This window comes from Kribbella sp. WER1, assembly GCF_054189145.1.
Window position 1 is genome coordinate 4,791,491 of sequence record NZ_CM135186.1, and the last position, 25,437, is coordinate 4,816,927.

28 protein-coding genes are annotated in these 25,437 nt (G+C 69.8%); 16 read left to right on the top strand and 12 right to left on the bottom strand.

Going from position 1 to position 25,437, the window contains the following annotated elements; all coding sequences use genetic code 11:
- Positions 1-8 precede the first annotated feature (8 nt).
- The 5 genes from ACXJJ3_RS23190 to ACXJJ3_RS23210 form a co-directional block, all read right to left on the bottom strand.
- Complete coding sequence (locus tag ACXJJ3_RS23190; RefSeq protein ID WP_458163927.1) at positions 9-818, bottom strand: phytanoyl-CoA dioxygenase family protein; 810 nt, start codon at positions 816-818, stop codon at positions 9-11.
- An 87-nt stretch (positions 819-905) separates the two neighbouring features.
- Positions 906-1,859, bottom strand: coding sequence for a prolyl aminopeptidase (pip, locus tag ACXJJ3_RS23195; protein WP_458163928.1), 954 nt, complete (start codon positions 1,857-1,859; stop codon positions 906-908).
- 2 nt (positions 1,860-1,861) lie between these two features.
- Positions 1,862-2,758 carry a UbiA prenyltransferase family protein gene (locus ACXJJ3_RS23200; protein WP_458163929.1) on the bottom strand — a complete coding sequence of 299 codons (897 nt, stop codon included), beginning with the start codon at positions 2,756-2,758 and terminating at the stop codon, positions 1,862-1,864.
- 63 nt (positions 2,759-2,821) lie between these two features.
- Entirely contained in the window at positions 2,822-3,655 is an 834-nt protein-coding gene (locus tag ACXJJ3_RS23205; RefSeq protein WP_458163930.1) for a Vgb family protein, read from the bottom strand.
- A complete protein-coding gene (locus ACXJJ3_RS23210; RefSeq protein ID WP_458163931.1) occupies positions 3,645-5,216 on the bottom strand; it encodes an ABC-F family ATP-binding cassette domain-containing protein in 1,572 nt (523 codons plus the stop codon). Before ACXJJ3_RS23210 ends, ACXJJ3_RS23205 begins: the two co-directional genes overlap by 11 nt.
- Before the next feature lie 101 nt (positions 5,217-5,317).
- On the opposite strand from ACXJJ3_RS23210, the gene ACXJJ3_RS23215 reads away from it, so the two are divergent.
- From ACXJJ3_RS23215 to ACXJJ3_RS23225, 3 genes are read left to right on the top strand one after another with little or no spacing between them, the layout of a single operon-like run.
- The gene (locus ACXJJ3_RS23215) at positions 5,318-5,920 is read left to right on the top strand and encodes a TetR/AcrR family transcriptional regulator (RefSeq protein WP_458163932.1); all 603 of its coding nucleotides are present in this window, start codon (positions 5,318-5,320) and stop codon (positions 5,918-5,920) included.
- Positions 5,921-5,924: 4 nt separating this feature from the next.
- The gene (locus tag ACXJJ3_RS23220) at positions 5,925-6,635 is read left to right on the top strand and encodes a VOC family protein (RefSeq protein ID WP_458163933.1); all 711 of its coding nucleotides are present in this window, start codon (positions 5,925-5,927) and stop codon (positions 6,633-6,635) included.
- A gap of 50 nt (positions 6,636-6,685) precedes the next feature.
- A complete protein-coding gene (locus ACXJJ3_RS23225; RefSeq protein ID WP_458163934.1) occupies positions 6,686-7,453 on the top strand; it encodes an SDR family NAD(P)-dependent oxidoreductase in 768 nt (255 codons plus the stop codon).
- Positions 7,454-7,461: 8 nt separating this feature from the next.
- Here ACXJJ3_RS23225 and ACXJJ3_RS23230 read toward each other — a convergent pair whose 3' ends face one another.
- Positions 7,462-8,982, bottom strand: a complete 1,521-nt coding sequence (locus ACXJJ3_RS23230; RefSeq protein ID WP_458163935.1) for an LCP family protein — start codon at positions 8,980-8,982, stop codon at positions 7,462-7,464.
- Between the two features lie 48 nt (positions 8,983-9,030).
- On the opposite strand from ACXJJ3_RS23230, the gene ACXJJ3_RS23235 reads away from it, so the two are divergent.
- The gene (locus tag ACXJJ3_RS23235; RefSeq protein WP_458163936.1) at positions 9,031-9,531 is read left to right on the top strand and encodes a GNAT family N-acetyltransferase; all 501 of its coding nucleotides are present in this window, start codon (positions 9,031-9,033) and stop codon (positions 9,529-9,531) included.
- Here ACXJJ3_RS23235 and ACXJJ3_RS23240 read toward each other — a convergent pair.
- The 3 genes from ACXJJ3_RS23240 to ACXJJ3_RS23250 form a co-directional block, all read right to left on the bottom strand.
- Positions 9,482-11,266: a protein-arginine deiminase family protein gene (locus ACXJJ3_RS23240; protein WP_458163937.1), complete on the bottom strand. Its 1,785-nt coding sequence runs from the start codon at positions 11,264-11,266 to the stop codon at positions 9,482-9,484. The two genes, ACXJJ3_RS23235 and ACXJJ3_RS23240, sit on opposite strands and share 50 nt — an antisense overlap.
- Positions 11,267-11,382: 116 nt before the next feature.
- A complete protein-coding gene (locus ACXJJ3_RS23245) occupies positions 11,383-11,751 on the bottom strand; it encodes a VOC family protein (protein ID WP_458163938.1) in 369 nt (122 codons plus the stop codon).
- A 60-nt stretch (positions 11,752-11,811) separates the two neighbouring features.
- Entirely contained in the window at positions 11,812-12,429 is a 618-nt protein-coding gene (locus ACXJJ3_RS23250) for a MarR family transcriptional regulator (RefSeq protein WP_458163939.1), read from the bottom strand.
- A gap of 94 nt (positions 12,430-12,523) precedes the next feature.
- Between ACXJJ3_RS23250 and ACXJJ3_RS23255 the strand changes: the two genes are divergently transcribed.
- The gene (locus ACXJJ3_RS23255; RefSeq protein ID WP_458163940.1) at positions 12,524-13,288 is read left to right on the top strand and encodes an SDR family NAD(P)-dependent oxidoreductase; all 765 of its coding nucleotides are present in this window, start codon (positions 12,524-12,526) and stop codon (positions 13,286-13,288) included.
- A gap of 194 nt (positions 13,289-13,482) precedes the next feature.
- Positions 13,483-13,713 (top strand): hypothetical protein, encoded by a 231-nt coding sequence (locus ACXJJ3_RS23260; protein WP_141856379.1) that lies wholly within the window; start codon positions 13,483-13,485, stop codon positions 13,711-13,713.
- A gap of 229 nt (positions 13,714-13,942) precedes the next feature.
- Here the strand turns inward: ACXJJ3_RS23260 and ACXJJ3_RS23265 are convergent, their stop codons facing one another.
- Positions 13,943-14,299: a VOC family protein gene (locus tag ACXJJ3_RS23265; protein ID WP_458163941.1), complete on the bottom strand. Its 357-nt coding sequence runs from the start codon at positions 14,297-14,299 to the stop codon at positions 13,943-13,945.
- Between the two features lie 86 nt (positions 14,300-14,385).
- On the opposite strand from ACXJJ3_RS23265, the gene ACXJJ3_RS23270 reads away from it, so the two are divergent.
- The 4 genes from ACXJJ3_RS23270 to ACXJJ3_RS23285 all read left to right on the top strand — a co-directional run bounded on the left by ACXJJ3_RS23270 (position 14,386) and on the right by ACXJJ3_RS23285 (position 17,518).
- Positions 14,386-14,835 carry a YdeI/OmpD-associated family protein gene (locus ACXJJ3_RS23270; protein ID WP_458163942.1) on the top strand — a complete coding sequence of 150 codons (450 nt, stop codon included), beginning with the start codon at positions 14,386-14,388 and terminating at the stop codon, positions 14,833-14,835.
- Positions 14,836-14,942: 107 nt separating this feature from the next.
- Positions 14,943-16,721: a PHP domain-containing protein gene (locus ACXJJ3_RS23275; protein WP_458163943.1), complete on the top strand. Its 1,779-nt coding sequence runs from the start codon at positions 14,943-14,945 to the stop codon at positions 16,719-16,721.
- Positions 16,722-16,734: 13 nt separating this feature from the next.
- The gene (locus tag ACXJJ3_RS23280) at positions 16,735-17,307 is read left to right on the top strand and encodes a hypothetical protein (protein ID WP_458163944.1); all 573 of its coding nucleotides are present in this window, start codon (positions 16,735-16,737) and stop codon (positions 17,305-17,307) included.
- Between the two features lie 19 nt (positions 17,308-17,326).
- Positions 17,327-17,518 (top strand): DUF5808 domain-containing protein, encoded by a 192-nt coding sequence (locus tag ACXJJ3_RS23285; RefSeq protein WP_458163945.1) that lies wholly within the window; start codon positions 17,327-17,329, stop codon positions 17,516-17,518.
- On the opposite strand, the gene ACXJJ3_RS23290 is transcribed toward ACXJJ3_RS23285, so the two are convergent.
- Positions 17,504-19,738 (bottom strand): HelD family protein, encoded by a 2,235-nt coding sequence (locus tag ACXJJ3_RS23290; protein WP_458163946.1) that lies wholly within the window; start codon positions 19,736-19,738, stop codon positions 17,504-17,506. The genes ACXJJ3_RS23285 and ACXJJ3_RS23290 overlap by 15 nt on opposite strands.
- Positions 19,739-19,853: 115 nt before the next feature.
- Between ACXJJ3_RS23290 and ACXJJ3_RS23295 the strand changes: the two genes are divergently transcribed.
- From ACXJJ3_RS23295 to ACXJJ3_RS23310, 4 genes are read left to right on the top strand one after another with little or no spacing between them, the layout of a single operon-like run.
- A complete protein-coding gene (locus ACXJJ3_RS23295) occupies positions 19,854-20,945 on the top strand; it encodes a M4 family metallopeptidase (RefSeq protein ID WP_458163947.1) in 1,092 nt (363 codons plus the stop codon).
- Positions 20,942-21,352: a hypothetical protein gene (locus ACXJJ3_RS23300; protein WP_458163948.1), complete on the top strand. Its 411-nt coding sequence runs from the start codon at positions 20,942-20,944 to the stop codon at positions 21,350-21,352. The genes ACXJJ3_RS23295 and ACXJJ3_RS23300 overlap by 4 nt, the downstream gene beginning before the upstream one ends.
- A 49-nt stretch (positions 21,353-21,401) precedes the next feature.
- Positions 21,402-22,055 carry an NADPH-dependent FMN reductase gene (locus tag ACXJJ3_RS23305; protein ID WP_458163949.1) on the top strand — a complete coding sequence of 218 codons (654 nt, stop codon included), beginning with the start codon at positions 21,402-21,404 and terminating at the stop codon, positions 22,053-22,055.
- The gene (locus ACXJJ3_RS23310) at positions 22,052-23,071 is read left to right on the top strand and encodes an LLM class flavin-dependent oxidoreductase (protein WP_458163950.1); all 1,020 of its coding nucleotides are present in this window, start codon (positions 22,052-22,054) and stop codon (positions 23,069-23,071) included. The genes ACXJJ3_RS23305 and ACXJJ3_RS23310 overlap by 4 nt, the downstream gene beginning before the upstream one ends.
- Positions 23,072-23,187: 116 nt before the next feature.
- Here the strand turns inward: ACXJJ3_RS23310 and ACXJJ3_RS23315 are convergent, their stop codons facing one another.
- Positions 23,188-23,685 (bottom strand): Lrp/AsnC family transcriptional regulator, encoded by a 498-nt coding sequence (locus ACXJJ3_RS23315; protein WP_458163951.1) that lies wholly within the window; start codon positions 23,683-23,685, stop codon positions 23,188-23,190.
- 138 nt (positions 23,686-23,823) lie between these two features.
- On the opposite strand from ACXJJ3_RS23315, the gene ACXJJ3_RS23320 reads away from it, so the two are divergent.
- The gene (locus ACXJJ3_RS23320; protein WP_458163952.1) at positions 23,824-24,969 is read left to right on the top strand and encodes a trans-sulfuration enzyme family protein; all 1,146 of its coding nucleotides are present in this window, start codon (positions 23,824-23,826) and stop codon (positions 24,967-24,969) included.
- A 103-nt stretch (positions 24,970-25,072) separates the two neighbouring features.
- Positions 25,073-25,426 carry a helix-turn-helix domain-containing protein gene (locus ACXJJ3_RS23325; protein ID WP_458163953.1) on the top strand — a complete coding sequence of 118 codons (354 nt, stop codon included), beginning with the start codon at positions 25,073-25,075 and terminating at the stop codon, positions 25,424-25,426.
- The last annotated feature ends 11 nt before the right edge of the window (positions 25,427-25,437 follow it).

Consider the following 25,437-nt stretch of genomic DNA (forward strand, 5'->3'; position numbering starts at 1 on the left):
TACAGACATCAGTAGAGGATCGGGTTCAGCGGCGACGAGATGGTCTCGCCCGGCTGGTCGCCCGGCATCCAGGTGGCCAGGTCGGCGACCTGGTTCGCGTTCACCGGCTCGGAGATCTCCATCGCGGCGTCGACGTAGATGACCGTCATCACCCGGCGCGGGATGTCGGTGGTGTTCGGCGGCGCGTGGTGGAACGTCCAGCCGAGGTGGTAGCTGACCTCGCCGAGCTCGTACGGCTCCGACACCTCGGCGAAGTCCTGCGCGGCCAGCGCCTCCTGCAGGACCCGCTCGGACTCGTCGCTGATCGGCAGATCCCGCCCGAACTCGAACGCCTGACTGCCGGCCGCGAACGACAGCGGCCCCATCTCCATCGGGGTGTCCTGCAGCGGCACCCAGACCGTCACGCAGCGGTCGGTCGCGAACGGCCAGTAGTACTGGTCCGCGTGCCACGGGGTGACGCCGCCGCCGGACTCCTTGTACAGCGCCTGATCGTGGTACAGCCGCACCGACTGCACCCCGAGCAACTGCGCCGCGATCCGCGCCAGCCGCGGCGACGACACGAACTCGAGCACCCGCTCGCTGTCCTGCCACAGGTTCGACACCTGCAGGAACGCCTTCCCGTAGGTGTCGCGCTCCTCCAACGGCAGATGCTGCGTGTTCAGCTCGATCACCTTGCCGGTGATCTCCGGCTCGTACTCCGCGATCGTCTCGGCGCTGAGCACGTTCTTCAGCTTCACGAATCCGTACTCGGCGAAGTGGGCGGCGGCGGACCGGCTGAGGGCGTAGTCGGTCTCGAGCTCCGGGCGGGTCAGAGTCATGGGAGACAAGAGTTCCCGCACCTTTGACGGCTGTAAAGATCAGTGATCAAATCTTTGCCCGGCGTGCACGTGCACATGCAAAACCGGTCAGGTCCGTAAAGCAAACCGGTCCAGCGCGGCGAGGATCAGCTCCTGCGTGGACCGCCTGCCGGCACCGTGCCCCTCCTGTTCGACCAGGTGCAACTCGGCCCCCGGCCAGGCCTGAGCCATCCGCCACGCGACATCCGCCGGGCTGCTGATGTCGAGCCGCCCGTGGATCAGGACACCGGGAATGCCCGCGAGCTTGCCCGCGTCACGAACCAGCACGTCCTCGTCCAGCCAGGCGGCATGTCCCCAGTAGTGCGTGACAAGCCGCGCAAGCCGAAGCCGCACCGCCGGGTCGTCGTACCGCGGATCCGGCCGCCAGCCCGGATGCGTCCGTACATGCGTGTCCTCCCAGTCGCACCAGTCGCGCGCGGCCTTCTCCCGGACGGCTGGATCGGTGTCGTGCAGGAGGCGGCTGTAGACGAGGGCGAGATTCCCGTCCCGCTCCTCCTCCGGTACGCCGTCCCGGAACCGCGCCCACTCCTCCGGGAAGATCCGCCCCATGTCACGGGTGATCCACTCGACCTCTCGCCGGGTCGTGTTGGTGACACTGAACAGCACGACCTCCGAGATCACCTCGGGATGCTGCTCGGCGTACGCGAGGCCGAGCGTCGCGCCCCAGGACGCGCCCAGCAGCAACCACCGCTCGATCCCGAGCAGCTGCCGCAGCTGCTCGAAGTCCGCGATCAGCTGCGCCGTCGTGTTCGCCGACAGATCCACCTCCGGCTCGGCGGCATCCGGCGTACTGCGCCCGCAGTTCCGCTGATCGACGAGAACCACCTTGTACTCAACAGGATCGAAGTACCGCCGCCACCAGGAACCGGCGCCGGACCCCGGTCCACCGTGCACCACCAGAGCCGGCTTCCCGTCAGGGTTGCCGCAGGTCTCCCAGTACACGTGATGCCCGTCGCCGACGTCGAGCAGGCCCTGGGCATACGGCTCGATCGCTGGGTACATGGTCAGAGAACTCCTGTGTAGGTGAGGGCGAAGGCGGCGCAGGGGAGGAGGAACAGGGTGGCCAGGACGATGATGCCCTTGAAGGACTGGTGGGGGCCGATGAGTTTCGGATACGCCGCGACCAGGACGGGGACCGTGATCAGTTCGAGGGGGAGCATCGTCCGCGGGATGATCGTGTCGGTGGCGGCGAGGACGACCGACAGGGTGGCGGCGGCGATCCACGCGGTGTAGGCGAGGCGGTACGTCGTGCGGGCGCCGAAGCGGACGGCGATCGTGTGGTAGCCCGCGGCGCGGTCCGCGTCGAGATCGGCGAGGGTGGTGGGGAGGTAGAGGCCGACGGCGGCGAGCGTGCCCTGGAGGCCGATCAGCCAGGGGAAGTCGCTGAGGTCGGGGTTGATCGCGGCCCAGCCGGCGAGCGGTCCGAAGGCGCCGAGCGCGAGCGCGTTCACGGCGACGTCGAAGCCGGCGCGGGTCTTCAACCGGACGGGCGGCACCGAGTACGCGTACCCGAGCAGTACGGCGAGCAGCACACCCAGCGCGAACACGACCCCAACGAGCAGGCTCAACCCGACCGCCGCCACCCCGGCCGCGAACGCGAGCCGCAGCGCCGTCCGGAGCGTGACCCGCCCATCCAGCAGCGGCGACTTCGCCTTGCGCGGGTTGAGCCGATCGCTGGGCAGGTCGTAGGCATCGTTGACCGCGAGGACCGCGAGCCACACCAGCGGACCCATCACGACCGCACCGACGATCAGCCGCGGCCACTCCGCGACGGGCGGGATCAGCCGGTGCGTCGCGAGCAGGATCCCTGTGTAGTAAGGGACGATCGACACCACCCAGAACGCGGGCCGGCCGACCGCGACCACATCACGAACCCGCGGTCCCCGTACCTGCACGTCCATGCGCACAGCTCCACTGTCCACCTCCGCGGTGCACCGCGTCCTCCCTCCATCGAGTGAACCTGCTCACCCGCGCGGCGGGATGTGAGCCACCGAACCCTTCTCGAGTGCGACCCACACGTCCCCGCCGGCCGCGAACACCCCGTGCGGCTCGGCGTCTTCGGCAAACCTCACTTCGGCGATGATGTTGCCCTGGGCATCGAGGTGGACCACGGCCGACGCCGCCCACAACGTGACCCAGCACCCGTCCGCCGTCGCCGCCACCGCATGGGGTTTCGACCCGGCCGGTACCGCGAACTCCTCGACCTTCCCGTCCGCGTCGATCCGGCCGACCCGATCCGCCGGCAGCTCGGTGAACCAGACACCGTCCGGCCCCGCGCCGATCCCGACCGGCCCGGCGCCGTCCGTCGGCAGGGGATAGGTGGTGACCTCCCCGGCCGTGCTCATCCGCCCGATCGCGTTCGTCTGATTGAGCGTGAACCACAGGTCCCCGGCGTACGTCGTGATCATCGCAGGGAAGGCCCCCGTCGTCCCGATCGGGTACGTCGTTACCTCGCCGTCGAGGGTGATCCGCCCGATCGCGTCGGCGCTCATCAACGTGCACCACAACGCCCCGTCCGGTCCGACGCACAGCCCGTACGGCGCGCCCGCGACCTCGACCGCCGACACGGTGCCGTCGTACCCGATCCGCCCGACCCGGTCGTCGCCGTTCCGGGTGAACCAGACCGCGTCGTCCGGCCCGTCGACGATCACGCTCGGGCGGGACTCGGGGGCTTCCAAGTCGAACACCCGCCCGGAAACGGTCGCGACCTGCCCGGTGTGGACGAGCGTCGTCCACACCTCGCCGCCGGCCGCGACCACGCCGTACGGAGCACCGTCAACTGCATGTTCAACAGACACAACTGGCCTCCTCTATTTCAAGCACAGCTCCGCGCCAGTGGGATGCGAAGCGGCGGTCGTGGCTCACGACCACGAGCGCGCCCAGGTAGCCGTCCAATGCGGCCTCCAGCTCCTCCACCAGGACGAGCGACAGGTGGTTCGTCGGCTCGTCCAGCAGCAATACGTCATACGGCGTTGTCAGCACCCGGGCCAGCGCGAGCCGTCGGCGTTGACCTGTGGACAACGCGCCGACCCGAGTCCCGAGCTGCTCCTGGCGGAACAGCCCGAGCCCGGCCGCGCCCGGCTGCCGCGCGAGCGCCTGGCGCAGCGTCAAGTCCGGTTGCGCCTCGTCCACGTCCTGCTGGAGGTACCCGATCCGCCCGCGGCGCTCGACGTACCCGGTGTCCGGCGGCAGTGCGCCCGCGAGCACGTCCAGCAAGGTCGACTTGCCGGCACCGTTCGGCCCGGTGATCAGCAGCCGGCCACCCGGGGGTACGTCGAGTGACGTCGGCCGCAGCCGGTCCGTGACCGCGACGCCGACCGCCTCCAGCCCGGCCGCCGCACCCGTCGTACGGATCGAGGCGGTGAACCGGAGCGGCTTCGCCGGAACGGCCGCCGGGTTCTCCTCCAGCCGGCGCAGGTGTTCCTTCGCGTTCCGGATCTTGCTCCGCTCGGCCTCGTTGACCCGGCCGGTCGCCCGGTCGTACGCGACCTTGTTGTTGTCCTTCATCGGCCGCCCGTACGCGACCCGGTCGGCCGTCGTCCGGACCTGCGCCCGCGCCTCCGCGACGTCGTCCTCCCACTGCTGCCGGGCCTGTTCGAGCCGCGCCCGTTCGGCGGCCTTCTCGTGCAGGTAACCCTGGAAACCGTTGCCGTACCGCGTCATCCGGTGCGTGTCGCCGTCCACCTCGAACAGCGTGGACGCGACCCGCTCCAGGAACGCCCGGTCGTGCGAGACGACCACCGTCGTACCGCGCCGGGACCGCAGGTGGTCCTCCAGCCAGGCCGCGGCCGACACGTCGAGGTGGTTCGTCGGCTCGTCGAGCAGCAGGATCTCCGGCGACGACGCGAGCACGGCGGCCAGGTGCAGCCGCGCGAGTTCACCGCCGGACAGCTCGGACAGCCGGCGGTCACCGGGCAGTGTGGACAGCCCCAGCCCGTACGTCGCGCGGGCGAACCGGGCGTCCGCGTCGTACCCCTCGCGGATCTCGAAGGCGGTCTGCAGCTCGCCGTACTCGGTCAACACGTCCTGCCCCTCGGCCAGGTGCGCTTCGAGTTCGCGCAGCCGGGTCTCGATCCGGCGCAGGTCCGCGAGTGCGTGATCGGCGAGCGCCCGTACGTCGAGGTGCAGCGGCAACGGGTTGTCCTGGGCAAGGAAACCGATGCTTCCGGCAACGGTCGGCGTACCGTCGGTGGCCGGCTCCAGACCGGCCAGGATCCGCAGCAGCGTCGACTTGCCGGAGCCGTTCTCGCCGATCAGGCCGCTGACCTGGCCGGGCGGGAAGGCGCAGCTGATCCGGTCGAGCACCAGACGGTGGTCGTAGGACTTGGAAACGTCGTGCAGGGACAGCTGGGTAGACATGAGGATCCTCCTGACCTCTCGCGGGTTCGTGATGGCGAACGGCGGGTCAGAAGATCACTGGCTACTCCCTAAGGCGACGAATGTTGCGTTAAGATGATGGCATGACCGACGACGTTCGCGCAACCAGGCCGGGAGGACGGACTGCCCGGGTGCGCGCCGACGTGCTCGCGGCCGTGGAGGCCGAGCTGGCCGAGCACGGGTACGACGGGCTCACGATCGACGCGGTCGCCGTACGCTCCGGCGTCCATCGCACCACGCTCTACCGCCGCTGGAAGACCGTGCCCGGGTTGCTCGTCGACCTGCTCGAAGCCGGCGCCGACGACGCGTGGACGCCCGCCGACACCGGATCGCTCGAGGGCGACCTGATCGCCGTCAACCGCGAGATCCACGCCGCGCTGACCGCCCGCCCGTCGGTCACCCAGGCGGTGATCGCCGCCTCGTTCCGTACGCCGGAAGCCGCCGAGGCACTGACCCGCTTCTGGAAGGACCGCTATGCGCGCACCGCCCTGCTCGTCCGTCGAGCCGTCGAACGGGGCGAGATTGAAGCCGGAGTCGACGCCCATCAGCTCCTGCTCACCGCGACCGCTCCGCTCTATCACCAGCTCGTGTTGCTCCGGCAGCCGATGTCGCGCGCGAAGGCCGATCACCACGCCCGGACGGCCGCAAAAGCCTTTGCGACCGCGCGTGACGCCGACCTACCGTGACGATATGGCTACCTCTCTCTACGCGCTCTCGATCGATGCAAAGGATCCAGCCCGGCTCGCGCGGTTCTGGGCCGGCATGCTCGGGTTCGAGCCGGCTGAGGGGAACGAGCTGCTGCCGAAGGACAACACCGGGTTCCGGCTGCGGTTCCTGCCGAGCGACGTCGTCAAGGACCGGCAGAACCAGGCGCACTTCGACCTGACCAGCCAGACGCCGGAGGAGCAGCAGCAGAGCGTCGCCCGGGCGCTCGAGCTCGGCGGCCGGCACATCGACATCGGCCAGACCGGCGAGGAGGGGCACATCGTCCTCGGGGACCCGGAGGGCAACGAGTTCTGCGTGATCGAGGCCGGGAACAACTTCCTCAAGGACACCGCGTTCGTCGGGTGCCTGACGTCCGACGGCTCCGAGGCGGTCGGGTACTTCTGGAGCAAGGCGCTCGACTGGCCGCTGGTCTGGGACCAGGACGAGGAGACCGCGATCCAGGCACCGTCGGGCGGACCGAAGATCAGCTGGGGCGGCGGGGAGGTGGCCCCGAAGGCGCCGAAGAACCGGCTGCACCTGGACCTGGTAGCGGACGGCGACCCCGAGGCCGAGGCCGCGCGGCTGGTGGCGCTCGGCGCGACCCGGCTGGAGAGCGGCCAGGAAGGCGCCGCCGCGATCCCGATGGCCGACCCGGACGGCAACGAGTTCTGCATCCTGATCACCCCGCCGGCCTGAAGCCCGCCCCGACTAGGGTCGTCCTCGACGCCTAGTTGAGGGAGACGTTTGTGACTGGTCGGTTGGCGAACGAGGTCGTGTTGGTGACCGGGGCCGCGCGGGGAATCGGACGGGCGGTCGCGGTGAAGGCGGCGGCGGAAGGTGCCGCGGTCGGGCTGGTCGACATCCTCGCGGACGAGCTGACCGCGACCACCGCGGAGCTGGCCGAGGCCGGTGCGAAGGTGGCCGCCGCGGTCGGTGACATCACCGACGAGGTGTCGGTCCGGCAGGCGGTCGGCAAGCTCACCGAGGACCTCGGCGGACCGGTCACCGTGCTGGTCAACAACGCCGGCAAGAACTCGTACGCCGACCCGGCCCGGATGTCGGTGTCCGAATGGGACGACGTGTTCGACGTCGACCTGAAGGGCGCGTTCCTGATGTCCCGGCAGGTCCTGCAGCCGATGATCGACGCCAAGCGCGGCGCGATCGTGAACATCGCGTCGATCCACTCCAAGCTCACCCAGGCCGGTATGTTCCCGTACGCCGCCGCGAAGTCCGGCCTGGTCGGGATGACCCGGTCGCTCGCGCTCGACGTCGCGCCGCACAACGTCCGGGTGAACGCGGTCAGCCCCGGCTACATCGCCACCGACCTGCTCGAGGAGTTCTTCGACACGATCCCGGGCGAACGCGAGAAGGCCCTCGGTGTGCACCCGCTCGGCCGGATCGGCACCCCGGAGAACGTCGCCGAGGTGGTCTGCTTCCTCGCCTCCGACGCGGCCTCCTTCGTCACCGGCGCCAACTGGGCCGTCGACGGCGGCCTCGGCATCCGCTACGCCTAGGGCGGGTCCTAGCCGGTCGCGCCCGGGTTGTAGGCGCAGGCCGACGTGAGGTCGCCGCTGTCGTCGGGTTTGGTGGTGACCTTCGGCTGGGTCGCGGTGGCCGGCGGCACGGTGGTGGTACGGCGCGGTACGGGCTTGGTACCGCGGACCGGGTTGATCGCCTGCGCCACCAGCGCGCGCATCGCCGCGTAGTTCGGGTTCCGGCCGTTCGGGAAGTTCTTCTTCTTGTCCAGGTCGACGTTCGCGATCTTCCCGGCCTTCACCCGCTGACCGAGCGGGACCAGCGCCTTCAGCAGGTTCTGCGGGATGTCGGTGCGGATCAGCTGCTCGCCGGCCTGCGCGATCTCCGAGTAGTTGGCGAGCACGTTCTGCGGGGTCGCCTGGTCGACGATCGCCTTGAACGTGCAGTGCTGCCGCGCCTGCCGCGCCAGGTCGCCGGTCTGCAGCCCGTACCGCCCGCGCGCGAACCACAGCGCGTCGGTGCCGTTGAGCTGCCGGTTCGGCCCGGGCGCGAGGTACCGGCTGGGTGGAATCTTCTTGTCGTCGTTGCCGCCGACCGGGACCGGGTAGTTGACGTTCACGGTGATCCCGCCGAGCGCGTCCACCAGCTTCGCGAATCCGGCCAGGTTGATCTGCACGTAGTAGTGGATCTGCAGCCCGAGCGCCTCGCCGACGGACAGCTTGAGTACGTCGGCACCCGGGTTGTCCGACGCGCCGATCAGCTCGGGCCACTGCTTCGGGATGTTGCGGTACATCGCATCCAAGTAGAACTCGGGCTGCTCGGCCGGCCCGTTCGGATCCCAGAACCCGCTCGGGAACTTCTTGTACAGCGCCGTACCGGCCGGGAACGGCATCCGCATGAAATTCCGGGTCAGCGAGATCAGCGACGTGTTGCCGGTCTTGGTGTCGATGCTCGCGACCATCACCGAGTCGGTCCGGACACCGTCCCGGTCGGCGCCGTCGTCCGCTCCGAGCAGCAGTACGTTCAGCCGCGGCAGCTGTTCCCAGATGTCCTTCTTCGGGATGATCGTCGGCCGCGTCTGGCTCTTCGTCTCCGAGCCGGCGAACACCTTCGTGACCAGTTCGCGTTGCGCCATCAGCGTCTGCGCGCCGCTCGCCGTACCGACCGCCAGCGAGAAGCACAGCGCGCCGATCACGAGCGACCCGAGCGTCCGGGACGCCGGCCCGGCGGTCAGCGGGCGGAGCATCTTGTACGACGTGACCAGCACGACGACCCACGCGAGCCCGACCGTGGCCAGGCCGACGACCATCCAGAGCAGCACGGCCGGATCCAGCGCCCACGAGATCACCGCGTCGCGCTGCCGGAGCCCGACGTACGCCGCCGCGCCGTACAGCGTGAGGCTCGCCAGCGTCACCGCCGTACCGAGCTTGGTCCGCCGTGCGACCAGGTACGCGGTCCCTGGGATGAGGATCCCGAGGACGGCGATTGCCAGGGCCCCGATCCCGGTCGGTCGGCGTGGTCCGGCACGACGTGCGCGGGCGGCGCGCGGGGCTCTGGTCTGGGCCATATCACCTACGATTCACTGACTCCGCAAAAAGTTGGCATGATCGATAAAGTGAACGAAAGTCAGACACAACAGCCGCTGGTCCGCCGGGCAGGTGCGAACGACGCGGGGTCGCTGGTCGAGTTGCGTGCGTTGATGCTGTCCGCGATGGGCGCCGACGTCGGCGGGCCGGACGCGCCGTGGCGGATCGAGGCGCGCGAGTGGTTCGCCGGGCAGCTGGCCTCGCCGGAGACGTTCGCGGCGTACGTCGTCGAGGACTCGAACGCGGGCGTCGTCGCCGGTGCGGCCGGGAACGTGCACGCGCATCCGCCAGGCCCGCGGGACGCGTCGACCGTCCGCGGGCATCTGTACAACGTCAGTACGCACCCGGACTTCCGGCGCCGCGGTCTGGCGAAGGCGTGCGTGGCGGCGCTGGTGGACTGGTTCCGGGACGAGACCGCCGTCGGTCAGATCGAGCTGCATGCGACCGACGACGGCATCGACCTCTACCGCGGGCTCGGGTTCATCGAGACGACGTACCCGACGTTGCGTTTCCGGACCACCACGGCGTAGCGCGGCTGGTGTCGCGGAGCGCGTTCGTCGAGCAGTGCACCTCGCCGCCGCCGAGGTGTGCCCAGAAGAAGTCCTCGACCCAGCGCACCCGGACGCCGTTGCCGGCCAGCGCGCGCTCCGTGACCTGCTTGAACACGTCCTGACCGTGCAGTCGCGGGCCGTGCGGGTCCGGGGCGGCGAACGAGCGATCGGTGATCGACAGGCCGTTCGTGATGCCGGGGCTCAGCGCCTTCAGCAACCCGTAGCCGGGCACCTTGTCGAAGAGCACCGGCAGCCGGACCAGCTCGCCGGCCTTGAGCCCGGTCGCCTTCAGCAGGACCTTCAGCTGGTCGTCGATGTGCTCGGCCGCTTCCTCGTTGCCGGGCAGGCCGCCGCGGAGCAGCTCGTCGACCGTCGGCTTGTACTTCGAGCCGGTGTCCGCGAACAGTCGCGCCGAGCCGCCGTGGTGTCGTTGCACGTCCCGCAACAGCCGGGCGGCGAGCCGTGGGTCGGCGACGGCGAGCGTCCAGCCGCGGGCGTTGTTCGCACGGACGACGTGGGTCGTCTCGTCCGCGTGCCCGATCATCAGCCAGGAGGTGTCGACGACGACCGGCGGCTGGTACCCCTGGCCCGTCACCATCGTGATGAACCCGGCGTCGGGGTGCCGCGCGCCCGATCCGTACACGATCCGGCCGTGCGGATAACCGGCGTACGGCGGGAGCGACTCGATGTTGCCGCCCATGTTCAGCAGGTCGTCGAGGCCTGGCGACGCCTTGTCGCCGAGCTGTTGGACGACGCCGACATCGGGTCCGCGGAGGTCGCGGTACAGCAGCCGGCCGGATGGGCGCGGGGTGTCCGCGGCCGGTAGGTCCCAGACGTTGCCGGAGCGGATCAGGATGCGCATCGTGTGCGGACCACCGACCGCCGGCATGCTCGCGGTCGCCGGTTCGAACGAGTCCTGCAGCCACATGTCTTTCCAGCCGTTCGGCGTCCCCTGCAGGAACCGGACTTTGGTTGCCTTGCGCAACGTCGCCGCGAAGGCGGGCCACTCGCCCGGCGCGCCTTGCTGGTACGGCGGGGTCCCGCCCCACCAGCCCTGCCCGGTGCTCGGTTTCGCGGCCAGGACCGTCTGCGCGGGTTGCAGATCGTTCTGCAGCATCAGCGGCGCGACCCGCATCCGCACGGCGTCCGTGCCGGTGTGTCCGCGATCCGTGACCGACAGCGTGACCGTGATCCGACCGTCCCAGACCTTCGGGTCGCGGACGATGTCGCGTCCCTCGAGCAGCAGGCGTACGCCGTGTCGCAGATCCTTCGCGGTGAGAGTGCCGACCGGGCCGCCGTTCGCGAAGACGCGGGCCTTGTCGGCCGGGGTGATCGTGACGGTGCCGGTGGCGTCGTCGGACAGGTTGCGCTCGGCATCGATCGACAGCGGCGCGAGGTCGGCCGCGTCGCGTGGGCCGTTGATCCGGTCGTCGGCCGCATCGTTGCAGGCGGCAAGCTTGTCGTCGACCGCGCGGCCGGGCGCGTCCAGGTCGGCGGGATCGACCGTACAGCGGTGTTCGTCGTCGTCCAGGTTCGGCAGGAAGATCGCGCCGCGGGCGTCGGTCCAGGTGGTCTTGCCGGCGTCGTCCGCCTGCGTGAGCAGGCCGTCCCGGTTGACGTCGGCGGTCAGTCGCGGTGCCGGCGTCGACAGCGGTGCCGTACCCCAGGCGGTGGCCGCGAGCAGGCTGCTGACGCCTGCGATCCAGCGTTTCATCGAAGGCTCCTTATTTGATACAGGTGTGCTTCTTCGATGAAACTACCCAGCGGTCGCCCGGCTGGGGAGATGGAGAATCCCTTCTCCACCCGTGGACGGAGAAGGGATGAACGGGGTCAGTCCTGCTGGAGGATCGAGAGGATGTTGCCCGCCGGATCCTTGAACCAGGCAATCAACGGTCCGCCGCCACGGTTGATCCCGAGCTCGTCCTGGGCCTCGTTGTACCGCTCGAACGTGACGCCGAGCGCGGTCAGCGCCCGCACGGTCTCCTCGATGTCCGGCACCGGGAAGTTGAGCACGGTGAACTCCGCCGGCACGTGGTTGTCCTTCGGATACACCAGCACCGTGTTGCCGCCACCGGTCCGCAGCTGCAACATCCCGTGCTCTTCACCGACGTCGAGCCCCAACGTCTTCGTGTAGAACTCCTGGGCCCGCGGGATGTCGTCCACCGAGAACCCACTGAACGCCTTGCTGTCCTGAAGCATCTGATGCCCTCCTAGTCACTCGACATCAGCTACGTCGTTACCACCAAGCCGTTTTCGACACTAGTTATGGGAAACCACCTGATGCTGTGGATTGACGGCAGCTGCGACCGAGGCGGACTCGAGGCCGTCGGCGACGGTGTGCAGTAGGCGGACCAGGTGGGCGGCGTCGGTCGGGCCGAGGATGCCGGTGACGACGTCGAGGACGCGGACGGTGAGGCCGTCGAGCTGGGAGAGTCGCGCCTGGCCCATCCCGGTGACGGCCAGTGTCGGCGTGGTCCGGACCATGCCGAGGGCTTCCAGGTCGGCGATCGCCAGCTCCGCCTCGCCCGGCGTGATGCCGACCTGCTGCGAGACCTCGTCCGGGGTCGTCCGGCCGTTCGCGATCGCGCTCAGCACCAGCGCGGCCGGCATCTTGATCCCGACCGCCTCCTGCAGGCCGAGGATCAACGGATGCGCATGCCCCCGGACCCGCTCGACCGCGTCCAGCAGCCGCAGCGCGTCGCCGACGTCGCTGATCAGGTGCTCCGTCTGGACCGCGGCGATCCCCGCCGGCCCCGGCCGGACCGGGGACGGTACGACGCCGCCGATCACCCGCTCCGGGACGACGAGCGCCTTCGCCACGACAGGTTCTTCGACAGCGTCCGTCAGCGGCCTGATACCAGCGTCTTCGATGGTCACGCCTCCAGCGTACGGAGCCGTTCCGACAGCTTCGGCGTGTCTTTCCTGAGGAAACACTGTGAATCTCATGACGTTGCCGTCATATTCTCCGCCCATGCAGCTCAGCGGTAAGCGAACCCTGGTGATCGGCGGCGGTGGCGGCGGCATCGGCCGCGCGACGACGGACCTGTTCGGCCGGGAGGGCGCCGCGGTGGTGGTCGCGGACCTCGACCCGGCCCGCGCCGCCGAGGCGGCGGACGCGGTCCGCGCGGCCGGCGGGACGGCGTACCCGGTCTCCGGCGACGTCCGGTCGGCGGACGACATCGAGGCGATGGTCGCGGGCGCGGTCCGGCAGCTCGGCGGGCTCGACGTACTGGTCACCGTGGTCGGCGGACAGGTCGCGTTCGTCCCGGCGGTGAAGCTGCACGAGATGGCCGACGCGGACTGGGACACGATCTACGAGGTCAACCTCCGGTACGTCGCCCGCGCGGTCCGTTCCGCGCTCCGGGTCTTCCTCGCCCAGGGCACCGGCGGCGTCATCGTCTCGGTCGGATCGGTGACGGGCTTCATGGCCGCGCCCGAGCAGGCGGCGTACGGCGTGATGAAGGCCGGCATCCTCAGCCTGGCGCGGACGGTCGCCGCGGAGTACGCCCGCGACGGCATCCGGATGAACGTCGCCGCGGCCGGCGCGATCGCCACCGCGGTCGCGAACGCGAACGTCGCCGACGAGGTCGTCGAGGAGATCCCGGTCGGGCGTTTCGGGCGCGCCGAGGAGGCGGCCCAGGCGGTCGCTTACCTCGCCTCCGACGCGGCGTCGTACATCACCGGCCAGCAGATCGTGCTGGACGGCGGGGTATCGGTCCGCGGGCCGTTCCAGTAATCGAACAGATGCGCGAAACAATGGGTCCGGAAGAGTTTTGCGGATTGTCCAGAATTTCCGGAATCGGGCGTGACCTCGGCTCTCCGTCCTCCGTTGGAAGTGACGTGACGGTGAACACAACACGGCGCACCGGCACCGCGCTCGCCCGCGTTTTCCAGGCCGACCACCCCTCGAAGTAACAGCCAGGAGGACCCGTGACAACCGCCACCGCCACTCAGACCGTTCAGCGCCGACGCGTGCGTGTCTGGTTCGGTGAGCACGTCATCGCCGACTACAACGCCGAGCCGGCGTTGGCCGAGCGGTATGCAGACGCCATGAGCCGCCGATTCGCCGGTCTCCGGGTCACGAATGACCCGATGCCGATGATCGACAAGCTCCCCGACCCCCTGCCCGGCGAGCGCATGTGGGACGTAGCGCCCCGCTGAGAAAGAATCCCCGGTACCTTTCGCGTTCCGTATCTCACCAGACAACCCACCCGGAACGACGCCAGGTCGAGCGCCTCACCTCGACCACTGAAGGACCGGTGTCGGGCGGCAGGTGAGCGTGGGCGTTCTGCCCCTCGCCTGCCGCCCATTTTCTCCCCTGTGAAATGCGCCTGATCAACCAGCAAAACCCCATTCGCACCGGATCCCCCAGGTCCGGTGCGAATGTTTTTCACTTCTGCGCGTAGTACTCCGGTTTCATCTGGATCAGCTGCACGTAATTCCCGTCCGGGTCGATCACGGTCGCGAACCAGCCGATCCCGCGGTCCTCCGGGTGCACCAGCCATTCGACGTCCAGCGTCCGCAGGTGCGCGGCTGCCTCCTGGATGTCGTCGACCGCGAAGTTCACGATGTGCCGGCCCGGCTCCGCGTTCGTCGCCGCCACGTCGTCGCGCTGCTCGACGACCAGCCCGAACCCGCCGAGGTCCAGGTTCCCGTAGCCGTCCACCTCCGCCCGGAACCCGTCCCGGTACCACGCCTTCAACCGCGCGGCGTCCGTACTCCCGAGCAACATGCTGTTCAGAATCACGCCCACTCCTTCTCTCGCCTGACGACGGTACGTCGGAGCCGCCGTGGCACCCTCGACATGACCTGCCGAACTCGCATCATGGAGCGATGAGGTTCACTGCTGAGCTCCTGTCCACCGGCAAGAACACGGCCGGCTTCGAGGTCCCGGACGAGGCCGTCGAGGGACTCGGTGGCGGCGGCCGCCCGAAGGTCAGCGCCACCGTCAACGGCTTCACTTTCCGTACGTCGATCGCGCGGATGGGCGGGCGGTACCTGCTCGGCGTCAGCGCGGAACGACGGACCGAGGCCGGCGTCGCGCCTGGTGAGGTGCTCGACGTCGAGGTCGAGCTGGACACCGCGCCGCGCGAGCTCGACGTACCCGAACCGCTGGCCGCGGCGCTCGCGGGCGACCCGGACGCGAAGGCGTTCTGGGACACGTTGAGCTACAGCAATCGGCAGTGGCACGTACTGCAGGTGACGTCGGCGAAGACCGACGCGACCCGTGACCGGCGGATCGAGAAGTCGATCGGAATGCTCCGGGAGCGCCGCGCCCGCTGAGCTTCCGCGACCCGGTCGCAGGAGCGGGGAACGGTTCATGTCGCGCACATCTCGTGGTCATGGAAAACGGCGATGATCCCGCCGTTTCCGCCACGAGAGGACAGTTGATGGGGCACTCGCACGACCACCCGCACAGTCACCCGCACAGCCATGACCACGAGCACGGCCACAGCCACGGCCACAGCCACGGCCACAGCCATGGGCACGACCACCACCACCCGAACACCGAGCTGGACCAGGCGACCCTCGCCGCGCTGGACACCTCCGTGCCGGACAGCGACCTGTCCCCCACCGAGGTGACCCGCCGCGGGCTGCTGCGTTCGGCCGGCATCCTCGGCGGTACGGCGGCCCTCGCGGTGACCGGTGCGCAGTTCGCGGCCGCGGCCGCGCCGAAGGACGGATGGGTCTTCCAGTCGGGCAACCGCCCCAGGGTCTGGCTGGCCGGCGATCACCACATCCACACCCAGCTCAGCTCGGACGGCATGTACCGCGTCATCGACCAGGCCCGGCACGCCGCGGCGTACGGCCTGGACTGGCTGGTGATCACCGACCACGGCGGCGCGACGCACGCGCGGATCGGCGTCGACCTGGTCAACCCGCAGATCAAGGCGGCCCGTTCGGAGCTCCGCGACACGCTGATCTTCCAGGGCCTGGAGTGGAACATCCCGGCCGCCGAGCACGGCACGGTCTTCGTTGCGCCGGGCAACCGTGAGGTCGACGTACTGAAGCAGTTCGAGAACAGCTACGACGGCAGCGTCAAGAACGCGAGCTCGAACTCGCCCGCCAACGAGGCACTCGCGGTGTCCGGTATCCAGTGGCTCGGCCAGCAGGTCGACAAGCGCCGGGTCGCAGACGCGCTGTTCCTCGCCAACCACCCGGCCCGCAACGGCATCGACAGCCCGCACGAGATCCGCAACTGGCGCGACGCCGACCCGCGGATCGCCGTCGGCTTCGAGGGCGCGCCCGGTCACCAGGCGGCCGGCCTGCCGACCCCGCTCGGCGGCGGCAGCGCCCGCGGGTACTACGGGAACTCGCCGAACGCGAACTCGTTCCCCGGCTACCCGGCCGAGAGCTACCGCACCTGGGGCGGCTTCGACTGGATGACCGCGACCGTCGGCGGGCTCTGGGACAGCCTGCTCGCCGAGGGCAAGCCGTGGTGGATCTCCGCGAACTCCGACTCGCACGTGAACTGGAACGAGACGTCCCGCCGTCCCGACGGTTCCAGCCAGGCGCAGTTCGACCGCGACGGCCGCTACATGGACCCGGTCTACGGCAATGCCGTCAACACCACGGCCGGTGACTTCTGGCCCGGCTACTACAGCCGGACGCACGTCGGCGCCGACCGCCGCGACTACCTCGCGGTCATGGAAGGTCTCCGCAACGGCCGCGTCTGGGTCGACCACGGCGGGCTCGTCAAGGGCGTCGAGGTCGAGGTCCGCGAGGTCGGCAAGAAGTACGGCGAACCGCTCGGCGGCGCGCTGCTGGTGAAGAAGGGCCGCGCGATCGAGCTGGTCGTCCGGATCACCACGCAGACGATGCCGAACTGGTCGAACTTCGTCCCGGCGCTGAACCGGGTCGACGTGATCCAGGGCTCGGTCACCGGACCGGTCTCCGACAAGGACACGATGACCGCGCCGAACACCAAGGTCGTCAAGCAGTGGGACACCTCGGGCAAGCGCGGCACCTTCGAACTGGTCTACCCGCTCGGCCGCGCCGAGGAGGCGCACTACGTCCGGGTCCGGGGCACCGACGGGAACCGCAGCCAGCCCGGGTACCACGGCGCGGCGGTGGACCCGGCCGGGCCGAAGCTGGACGTGGTCGGCGACGCCGACCCATGGGTCGACCTGTGGTTCTACACCAACCCGATCTGGGTGCTCCCCAAGTAAAGGACACACCGTTGTGATCATCGCGATCGATGCCGACAGCTCGGACACGGCGGCCGCCGACCACCTGCTGTACGAGGTGCTCGACGGCCTCGAGCAGCCGGTCCTCGCCCTCACCCACATGGTGGCGGGCAATGACCGGCCGCACGTCGCGGTCTCGCTGACCAGCACCGCGGACCTGGCCGACCCGGTCCGCGCGATGGTTGCCGACCGCAACGTCGGGCTGGCGGTCACCCGGCCCGGCGCGTCCGAGCCGGAGCTGGCCGGTCCGAGCCGACTGGTCCGCGGCGCGTACGTCGCCGCGGTCGAGGCGGCGCTCGGTACGTCGGGACGCGTGGTCCGCTGGCCCGGTCACGAGCAGGCGCACGGCGTACTGCCCGCGGCCGAGCTGCGGACCCGCTGCGGCATCGATCACCTGGAGGGCATCGGCGGCGTGCCGGTCGAGGACGGCACCTTGATCGACACCCTCGACTTCCTCCGCCCGGTCCGTCGCGACGGCCGGCTGGTCCTCCAGGTCCAGCCGGCCGCCGGCGACGTACTGATCCCGTTCGAACTTCAACACCAGCAGAAGTGCTGCGCGGACCACTGAACGAGCTACTGTCGCAGGTATGGGCGGTAAGACCGGCAAGTTCCTTGGTGTCCCCTACGACTGGCGCCCCCTGACCGGGGAGCGGCTCAAGTCCCGGTGGTGGAATCCCGACGACCCGCGGCTGTTCACGCCGAAGGCGCTCGGCTGGGGTTTCGACGTGAACTTCGCCCGCCTGTTCGGGCGGAAGGGCAAGGACTCAGAGGACGTCTGACTCCCGTAGTACCTCGGGAAGTTCGCCGACGACGCCGAGGCGCTGCGTGCAGCGGGTGAGCGCGACGTACAGGTCCCGCAGGCCGCGGGGCGACTCGATCACGATCCCGTCCGGGTCGACGACCAGCACCGAGTCGAACTCGAGGCCTTTCGCCTCGCGGGCGGTGAGCACGGTGACACCGCTGAGCCCGGCGACCGCCTCCTGGATCAGCTCGAGCCGGCTGCGGGACGTGATCACGCCGACCTCGCCGTACGCCGTCTCCTCGGCCGCCATCTTGTAGACGTACAAGGCCTGCTCGGCCGCCGGGACGTCGAGGTGCCACGGCGGCACGCCCGTCGACCGGACCGACACCGGCGCCTTCGCGGACGGGTCGACCTCCCGCAGGACCGCGTTCGCGAGCTCCATCGCCTCGGCCGGGGTGCGGTAGTTCAACGTCAGCTCAGCCAGCCGCCAACGGTCGCCGAACGTCTCGCCGAGAGCGCTCGACCACGACGTACCGCCGCCGACCGAACTGGTCTGTGCGACGTCGCCGACCACCGTCATCGACCGCAGCGGGCACCGCCGCGCGATCGCCCGCCACGTCATCGGGGACAGCTCCTGCGCCTCGTCGGCGATCACGTGCCCGTACGTCCAGCGCCGGTCCGCGGCCGCGCGATCGGCCAGCGTCCGGTCGTCGTCCGCCTCGTACCGCTCGGCGAACGCCTCCGCGTCCAGGATGTCCTTCGCGGTCAGGATCTCCGCCTCGTCGTCCTCGTCGAAGTCCGTCGACCCCGACCCCGAGAGTACGTCGAGAGCCCCCTGCGCGTAGGCGACCGCCCGGGCCCGCGCCGCTCGCTCGCGCGCCGCCTCGCTCCCGTCGTCGCCGAGCAACTCCGCGGCCTCGTCCAGCAGCGGTACGTCGCCCGGGCTCCAGTCGGCGCCGTACCGCAGGAGGTGCTCGCGGTCCAGCGCGGACAACTGCGGCGCCGCCGACGCCAGCAGGTCCTCGTCGCCGTACAGGTCCTCCAGCAGTCGCTGCGGGCTGAGCAGCGGCCAGAGCCGTTCGAGCAGGGCCTGGACTGCGGGCTCGGCGAGCACCTCATTGCGCAGCTCGGCCAGGTCGTACTCGTCCAGCAGTTGCTCGCCGTCGAGCGGGTCCGTGCCGATCAGCTCGGCGTACTGGTTCGTCAGGTGGTCGGTGATCTCGTTCAGCACGAACGGGCGGGCCTGGTTGTGGGTGAGGTTGCGGTTCCGCACCCGGGTGTGGGTGGCGCCAACGATCTCCGGGTCGAGGGTCAGCTCGGTCCGCTCCACGGTCACGTGCACCGGGCCGTCCGGGACCCACTGCCGGTCGGCGACCGCCTGCGCGATCACCTCGGCCATCACCGTCCGGCCCTTCACCTCGGCGCTTTCCGGCGACTCCGGCCGGGTCGCGGTGATTCCCGGGAACAGTTCGGCGATCGTGACCAGCCGGACGCCGTCCTCACCGAGCGACGGCAACACCTGGCCGATGAAGCGCAGGAACGCCGCATTCGGCCCGACGACGAGAATTCCGCGCTTTTCCAGCTGCTCGCGGTACGTGTACAGCAGAAATGCCGCGCGGTGCAGCGCGATCGCGGTCTTCCCGGTCCCCGGACCGCCTTGGACGACCAGGATTCCGGGCAGTTCGGAGCGGATGATCCGGTCCTGGTCGGCCTGGATCGTCTGCACGATCGACTCCATCCGGCCGGTCCGCCGGGCCTCCAGCGCCTTCATCAGCACGGCTTCGCCGATCACGCCGGTCCCCGGCTTGGACGGGTCGGCGGCCTCCCGGCCAAGATCCAGCTGCTCGTCCTGGACGTCGATCACCCGGCGCAACCGGGTCTGCACGTGCCGGCGGCGGACGACGCCGTGGTTCGCCACCGCGGTCGCGATGTAGAACGGCCGCGCGGCCGGGGCGCGCCAGTCGACGAGCAGCGGTTCGTAGTCGTCGTCGTGCAGCCCGATCCGGCCGAGGTGCAGCACCTCGCCGTCGGCGGAGTCCAGGCGGCCGAAGTACAGCCCCTCCTCGGCGGCGTTCAGCCGGGCCTGACGGAGCTTGATCTCGCGGATCCGGCCGTCCCGCTGGTGCAGGGCCTGGGCGTTGCGGGTGTGCACCAGCTGCTCGTCGTCGGCCCGCGCATCCGTCCGCTGCCGCTCGGTGTCGAGCGCAGCGTAGAACCTGACCAGGTTGTCCTGTTCGGCGTCTACCGGGTTCGGCAATTCGCTATCCCTTGTGTTAAAATGCGCGCGTTGATTTCGGCCTGCATTTCCGGAATTCGCTCCGACGCAGCCACAAATCCTTGAGTTTATCTCGGTGCCGGGTTTTCCTGTAGTGGTGTTCCACTCCATCGTCCCGCCGTATCTGCTCGAGCAACTCGAGCGGTCCGCGGGTGACCCCAGCGTCCGTGCCCGGATCCGGCAGTCGTTGCAGCACGACGCCGTACTGCGAACCCGGCCGGCGGCGAACCGCGAAACCGCGGCCGCGGAGGGCGGCCGGCAGCGCAAGGTGTACGACGCGCAGAACGGCACCGACCTGCCCGGCACACTGGTCCGCTCCGAAGGCCAGGGCCCCGTGCAGGACCAGCCGGTCAACCAGGCGTACGACGGCACCGGCGCGACCTGGACGCTGTACAAGGAGTGCTTCGGGCGGGACTCGATCGACGGCAACGGGCTCGTGCTGACCTCGACGGTGCACTACGACCGCGGGTACGCGAACGCGTTCTGGGACGGCTCGCAGATGGTGTTCGGCGACGGGGATGGGGTGGTCTTCGGCAACTTCACGTCGTCGGTCGACGTCACCGGGCACGAGCTGACCCACGGCGTCACGCAGTACACCGCGAACCTCGACTACCAGGGACAGTCCGGCGCGCTGAACGAGAGCATCTCGGACGTGTTCGGGTCGTTGGCCAAGCAGTACGCGAACCACCAGAGCGCGGCGGACGCCGACTGGCTGATCGGGGCGGGGCTGTTCCTGCCCGGCGTACAGGGTGTTGCCCTGCGGTCGATGAAGGCCCCGGGGACGGCGTACGACGATCCGCGGCTCGGCAAGGACCCGCAGCCCGCCGACATGTCCGGGTACGTCGACACGCAGGACGACAACGGCGGCGTACACATCAACTCCGGCATTCCGAACCACGCGTTCTACCTGGTCGCGACAGGGATCGGCGGGAACGCATACGACGACGCCGGGAAGATCTGGTACGGCACCCTGACCGGCGGCAAGCTCACGTCGTCGGCAACCTTCAAGGACTTCGCCGAAGCCACTCAAACCACCGCCCGCACCCTCTTCGGCGACGCCTCCACCCAACTCACCGCCGTCACCACCGCCTGGCAAACCGTCGGCGTCCTAGGCGACCAAACCCCCCTCATGAACGCCGCCCAAACTGATCTCCACACCACCACCCCACCGGCCGCACCCCTGGAGTGAAGCGCTGGCTCTGGTGGGTGAACGGCGTCGCGATGCCGGTGACCGCGGCGGCAGCGATCATCCAGCCTGTGAAGGTCAACTCGGCACCGTGCGGTAGTGAGGTGTGCGATCCGCACGGCTACATCTTGATCTTCACGAGCCTTCCCGCCGCGGGTGTCGTGCTGCTGGCGCTGGTCGCGCTGATCGTTCTCGCTTCGGGCAACCGGGCGGGGTTCGGCGTCGCGCTCGCTGCGGCTGTCTGCTGCGGCGGGTTGCTGGTGCTGACCGGCGCTGGGCTGTCCGGGCAACTGCTGTGGTCGATCGTCGGGCTGTCGCTGGTCGCAGCCGGGCTCGCAACTGCCGGCCTGCGGCTGGTGCCGAATCCGCCGCCGCTGGTGGAGCCGCCGTACCCGCCGGTCGGTCCGTAGGTGAGACGGCTTGACCTCAAGTCATGTTGAGGTATTAACGTCCTTCGACGTGATAGTTCATCCGCTCCGGCTCGCCGTGCTGACGCGCACCGTGGAGCCGGGGCGGTTCGGCACCGGAGTGACCCGGTGGTTCGTGCGCGAGGTCGAGCGGTCGGACGAGTTCAAGCTCGACCTGATCGACCTCAGCGGGACGCCGCTCGAGACGCTGCCGGCGCGGATCGAGGACGCGGACGCGGTGATGATCGTCACGGCCGAGTACAACCACGCCTACCCCGCGGACGTGAAGGCGGCGATCGACGCGGTCCGCCGGCCCTGGTACGCGAAGCCGGTCGGCTTCGTCGTGTACGGCGGCCGCTCCGGCGGACTCCGCGCCGCCGAGCAGCTTCGCCTGGTCTTCGGTGAACTGCACGCCGTGACGATCCGCGACACCCTCGGCTTTCGCGAAGAGGACTTCACGAACGGCGAACCCGTCGACCCCACCACCTCCACCGCCGCCGCCACCCTCCTCACCCAACTGGCCTGGTGGTCCCGCACCCTCCGCGACGCCCGAACCAACCCCTTACCCCGCCTGACCGGACCGCCAGGCCATCACAATCGCCGCCGTCCGGCCGCTCCACGCTCAGGCGGAGTGCGTTCGGCTGATTGTGATGGGCTGGAGATCCGGAATACCCACCGACTAACGCGCGTTGAGGCTAATCCGTGAGCGCCGAAGCGATGCCCCTGTCCGTGCTCGACCTCTCGCCGGTGCCGTCGGGCACCCGACCGTCGGAGGCATTGCACGAGACCCTCGAACTCGCCCGCACCGCGGAAGCCGCCGGATATCACCGGTTCTGGCTCGCCGAGCACCACAACATCCCGAGCGTGGCGAGTTCCACCCCCGAGGTGATGATCGCGGCCGTCGCCGCCGCCACCTCGACGATCCGGGTCGGCTCCGGCGGCATCATGCTCCCGAACCACTCCCCGCTCAAGGTCGCCGAAACCTTCCGCGTGCTCGGCGGGCTCTACCCGGACCGCATCGACCTCGGCCTCGGCCGCGCCCCCGGCACCGACCAGCGCACCGCGCTCGCGCTGCGCCGTAGCCGGGAGGCGCTCGGCGCCGACGACTTCACCGAGCAGTACGCCGAGCTCCGCGCGTACGTCGACGGCTTCCCCGCCGGCCACCCGTTCGAGCCGATCACCGCGCAGCCGTCCGACGTACCGTTGCCGCCGATCTGGATCCTCGGTTCCAGCACGTACGGCGGTCAGGCGGCCGCCGCGCTCGGCACCGGGTTCGCGTACGCCGGGCACTTCGGGACGCTCGACCCGGCCGGCGTGATCTCGGCGTACCAGACGAACTTCCAGCGTTTCGAGCACGACGGCGCCCCGCACGCGATCCTCGCGCTGGCCGCGATCGTCGCCGAGACCGAGGAGCGCGCCGCCCAGCTCGCCCGCGCGAACGCGCTCTCCACCCTCCGACTGCGCTCCGGCCGCCCCGGCCCGCTCCCGTCCCCGGAGGAAGCCGCCGAGTACCCATGGAGCGACGCCGAGGAGGCCGCGATCGAGGACTGGACCGGCCTGGTCACCGTCGGTACGCCGGACCAGGTGGCGACCGAACTCCGCCAGAAGGCGAACGCGGCCGGCGCCGACGAACTCATCATCACCACGAACATCCACAACCCGGCCGAACGCCGTACCTCGTTCCAGCTCCTCGCGGAAGCTTGGGGCCTCAAGCCCCGCTGACGCCGAGCTCCGGCCGCCGGCCTCCGCCTTTAGTGGGTATACGTCCGAGATGCTGGGTTTGCGCCCTGGATCCCGGACGTAAGCCCAGCATCTCAGACGCCTACCCACCAGAGGCATCAAACGTGTGCGCCGCGGACGTGCTCGAAGATCAGGCTCGTCTCGGCATGGCTGACCGCCGGATCGGCGGTCAGGTGGTCGAGCACGAACTCCCGCAGCGAGTCGGGAGTAGCTGCCGACACGTGCAGCAAGTAGTCGTTGGCTCCGCTGACATGGAACAGCGAGAGCACCCCGGGCAGCCGGGGAACCTTGGTGCGGAACCGGTCGATCTCGCCCCGGGAGTGCGCACCGATCCGGATCGCGATCAGCGCCTGCAGCGGCTGCCCGAGCGCGGCCAGGTCCACGTCGGCGTGGACGCCGCGAATCACCCCGCGTTCGCGTAACGAGCGGACCCGGGTCAGGCAGGTCGACGGCGCGATACCGACCGCCTCGGCGAGCGCGTTGTTCGGCATCCGACCGTCGGCCGTGAGCAGCTGGACCAGCTGCCGGTCCACCTCGTCCAGCCCGTCCGGGGCCGGCCGCGGAGCCGGTCCAGGGCTCCGACGATCCTTCGGCATGCCATCTACTGTAGGGCCATCCACAGAATCCACAGCGTGTGCACAAGCCTGTGGACGAATTTTCTTCGGAACTCTTGCGCTCAAATCGCAGAAGATTCCACAGTCGCCTCAGTTATCCACAGGCTGAGGAGGAAGCCCATGCTGGACACCCGAGCGGTACACGCGGGCCGCGACGACCTGATCGCGCGCGGCGTCCACGTCCCGCCGATCGACCTCTCCACGACCTATCCGCTGCCCGGCGTCGACACCGGCGGCGCGTCGTACGACGAACTCACCCATGGCCGCGGCCCGGACGGCGGGAGCCTCGTCTACCAGCGCCTGTGGAACCCGAACGTCGCCCGGTTCGAGGACGCGCTCGCCGAACTCGAGCACACCGACGGCGCGGTCGCCTTCGGCTCCGGCATGGCCGCGCTGACCGCCTGCCTGCTCGCCACCGTCGCCGCGGGCCGCCCGCACGTGGTCGCCGTCCGCCCGCTGTACGGCGGCACCGACCACCTGTTGTCCACAGGCCTCCTGGGGACAACCGTCAGCTATGCACAACCCGACGAGGTCGCCGCCGCGATCCGCCGGGACACCGGCCTGGTGATCGTCGAGACGCCGGCCAACCCGACCGTCGACCTCGTCGACCTCCGGTACGTCGCGACCGCGGCCGGCGACGTACCGCTGCTGGTCGACAACACCTTCGCGACGCCGGTCCTGCAGCAGCCGGCGCTGCACGGCGCGAGCCTGGTGTTGCACTCGGCAACCAAGTACCTGGGCGGGCACGGCGACGTGATGGGTGGCGTCGTCGCAGCCGGCCAGGAGTGGGTCGGCCGGCTCCGGCAGATCCGCGCGGTGACCGGTGGCCTGCTGCACCCGCTGGCGGCGTACGAACTGCATCGGGGGCTGCAGACGCTGCCGGTGCGGGTCCGGGCGCAGCAGGCGACCGCGATCAAGGTGGCGGACTGGCTGTCCGCGCAGCCGTCCGTCGAGCGGGTGTACTACCCGGGCTTGAGCGACCCGCAGGGCCTGATCGGTCGCCAGCAGTCCGGCCCCGGCGCCGTCCTCGCCTTCAGCCTGACCGGCGGCTTCGAGGCCGCGTCCCGGGTGGCTGCGCGGCTGCGGCTGATCACGCATGCGGTTTCGCTCGGCGGTGTCGACACGTTGATCCAGCACCCGGCCGCGCTCACCCACCGCCTGGTCGCGGCCGAGGCGAAGCCGGGCGACGGATTGCTCCGCCTGAGCCTCGGTCTGGAGGACCCGGAAGACCTCACCGAGGACCTCCGGAACGCGCTCGAAGGCTGATTCTGCGGAGAGCAGAAAGTCTGCTCAGGGCAGATCCGGTCCGGCCGGCCTGCGCCGGATGGCACACTCGGTACAGGAGATCCGGAGGCGAGGAGGGCCAGTCGTGTTGCTACGCCAGGTGATCGGAAACGTTTTCCGCCGACTTCGGCGCGAGCGGGGCATCACCCTGCGTGAGCTCGCCGAGCTGGCCCAGGTGTCGGTGCCGTACCTGTCCGAGATCGAGCGCGGGCGCAAGGAGCCGTCCTCGGAGATCCTTGCGGCGATCTGCCGGGCCCTCGAGCTCGAGCTCACCGACCTGCTGACCGAGGTGCAGTTCGACCTGACCACAGCGGTCCGCTCGACGCTGCCGATCCACCTCCAGACCGCCGCGATCCGCGTCGAGGACCGCACCCAGCGGATCCCGTTCGGCCCCCGCGCCTACTCGTCGATCCCGACGGCGTACACGCTGGTCGCGTAGAAAGACTGCGT

Bases quoted from the DNA above. Each gene is read 5' to 3' on its own strand.
- ACXJJ3_RS23230 (WP_458163935.1), bottom strand. From the start codon at position 8,982: ATGGCCCAGACCAGAGCCCCGCGCGCCGCCCGCGCACGTCGTGCCGGA.
- ACXJJ3_RS23200 (WP_458163929.1), bottom strand. From the start codon at position 2,758: ATGGACGTGCAGGTACGGGGACCGCGGGTTCGTGATGTGGTCGCGGTC.
- ACXJJ3_RS23245 (WP_458163938.1), bottom strand. From the start codon at position 11,751: ATGCTTCAGGACAGCAAGGCGTTCAGTGGGTTCTCGGTGGACGACATC.
- ACXJJ3_RS23190 (WP_458163927.1), bottom strand. From the start codon at position 818: ATGACTCTGACCCGCCCGGAGCTCGAGACCGACTACGCCCTCAGCCGG.
- ACXJJ3_RS23210 (WP_458163931.1), bottom strand. From the start codon at position 5,216: ATGTCTACCCAGCTGTCCCTGCACGACGTTTCCAAGTCCTACGACCAC.
- ACXJJ3_RS23255 (WP_458163940.1), top strand. From the start codon at position 12,524: ATGCAGCTCAGCGGTAAGCGAACCCTGGTGATCGGCGGCGGTGGCGGC.
- ACXJJ3_RS23315 (WP_458163951.1), bottom strand. From the start codon at position 23,685: ATGCCGAAGGATCGTCGGAGCCCTGGACCGGCTCCGCGGCCGGCCCCG.
- ACXJJ3_RS23275 (WP_458163943.1), top strand. From the start codon at position 14,943: ATGGGGCACTCGCACGACCACCCGCACAGTCACCCGCACAGCCATGAC.
- ACXJJ3_RS23320 (WP_458163952.1), top strand. From the start codon at position 23,824: ATGCTGGACACCCGAGCGGTACACGCGGGCCGCGACGACCTGATCGCG.
- pip (WP_458163928.1), bottom strand. From the start codon at position 1,859: ATGTACCCAGCGATCGAGCCGTATGCCCAGGGCCTGCTCGACGTCGGC.
- ACXJJ3_RS23270 (WP_458163942.1), top strand. From the start codon at position 14,386: ATGAGGTTCACTGCTGAGCTCCTGTCCACCGGCAAGAACACGGCCGGC.
- ACXJJ3_RS23240 (WP_458163937.1), bottom strand. From the start codon at position 11,266: ATGAAACGCTGGATCGCAGGCGTCAGCAGCCTGCTCGCGGCCACCGCC.
- ACXJJ3_RS23285 (WP_458163945.1), top strand. From the start codon at position 17,327: ATGGGCGGTAAGACCGGCAAGTTCCTTGGTGTCCCCTACGACTGGCGC.
- ACXJJ3_RS23220 (WP_458163933.1), top strand. From the start codon at position 5,925: ATGGCTACCTCTCTCTACGCGCTCTCGATCGATGCAAAGGATCCAGCC.
- ACXJJ3_RS23215 (WP_458163932.1), top strand. From the start codon at position 5,318: ATGACCGACGACGTTCGCGCAACCAGGCCGGGAGGACGGACTGCCCGG.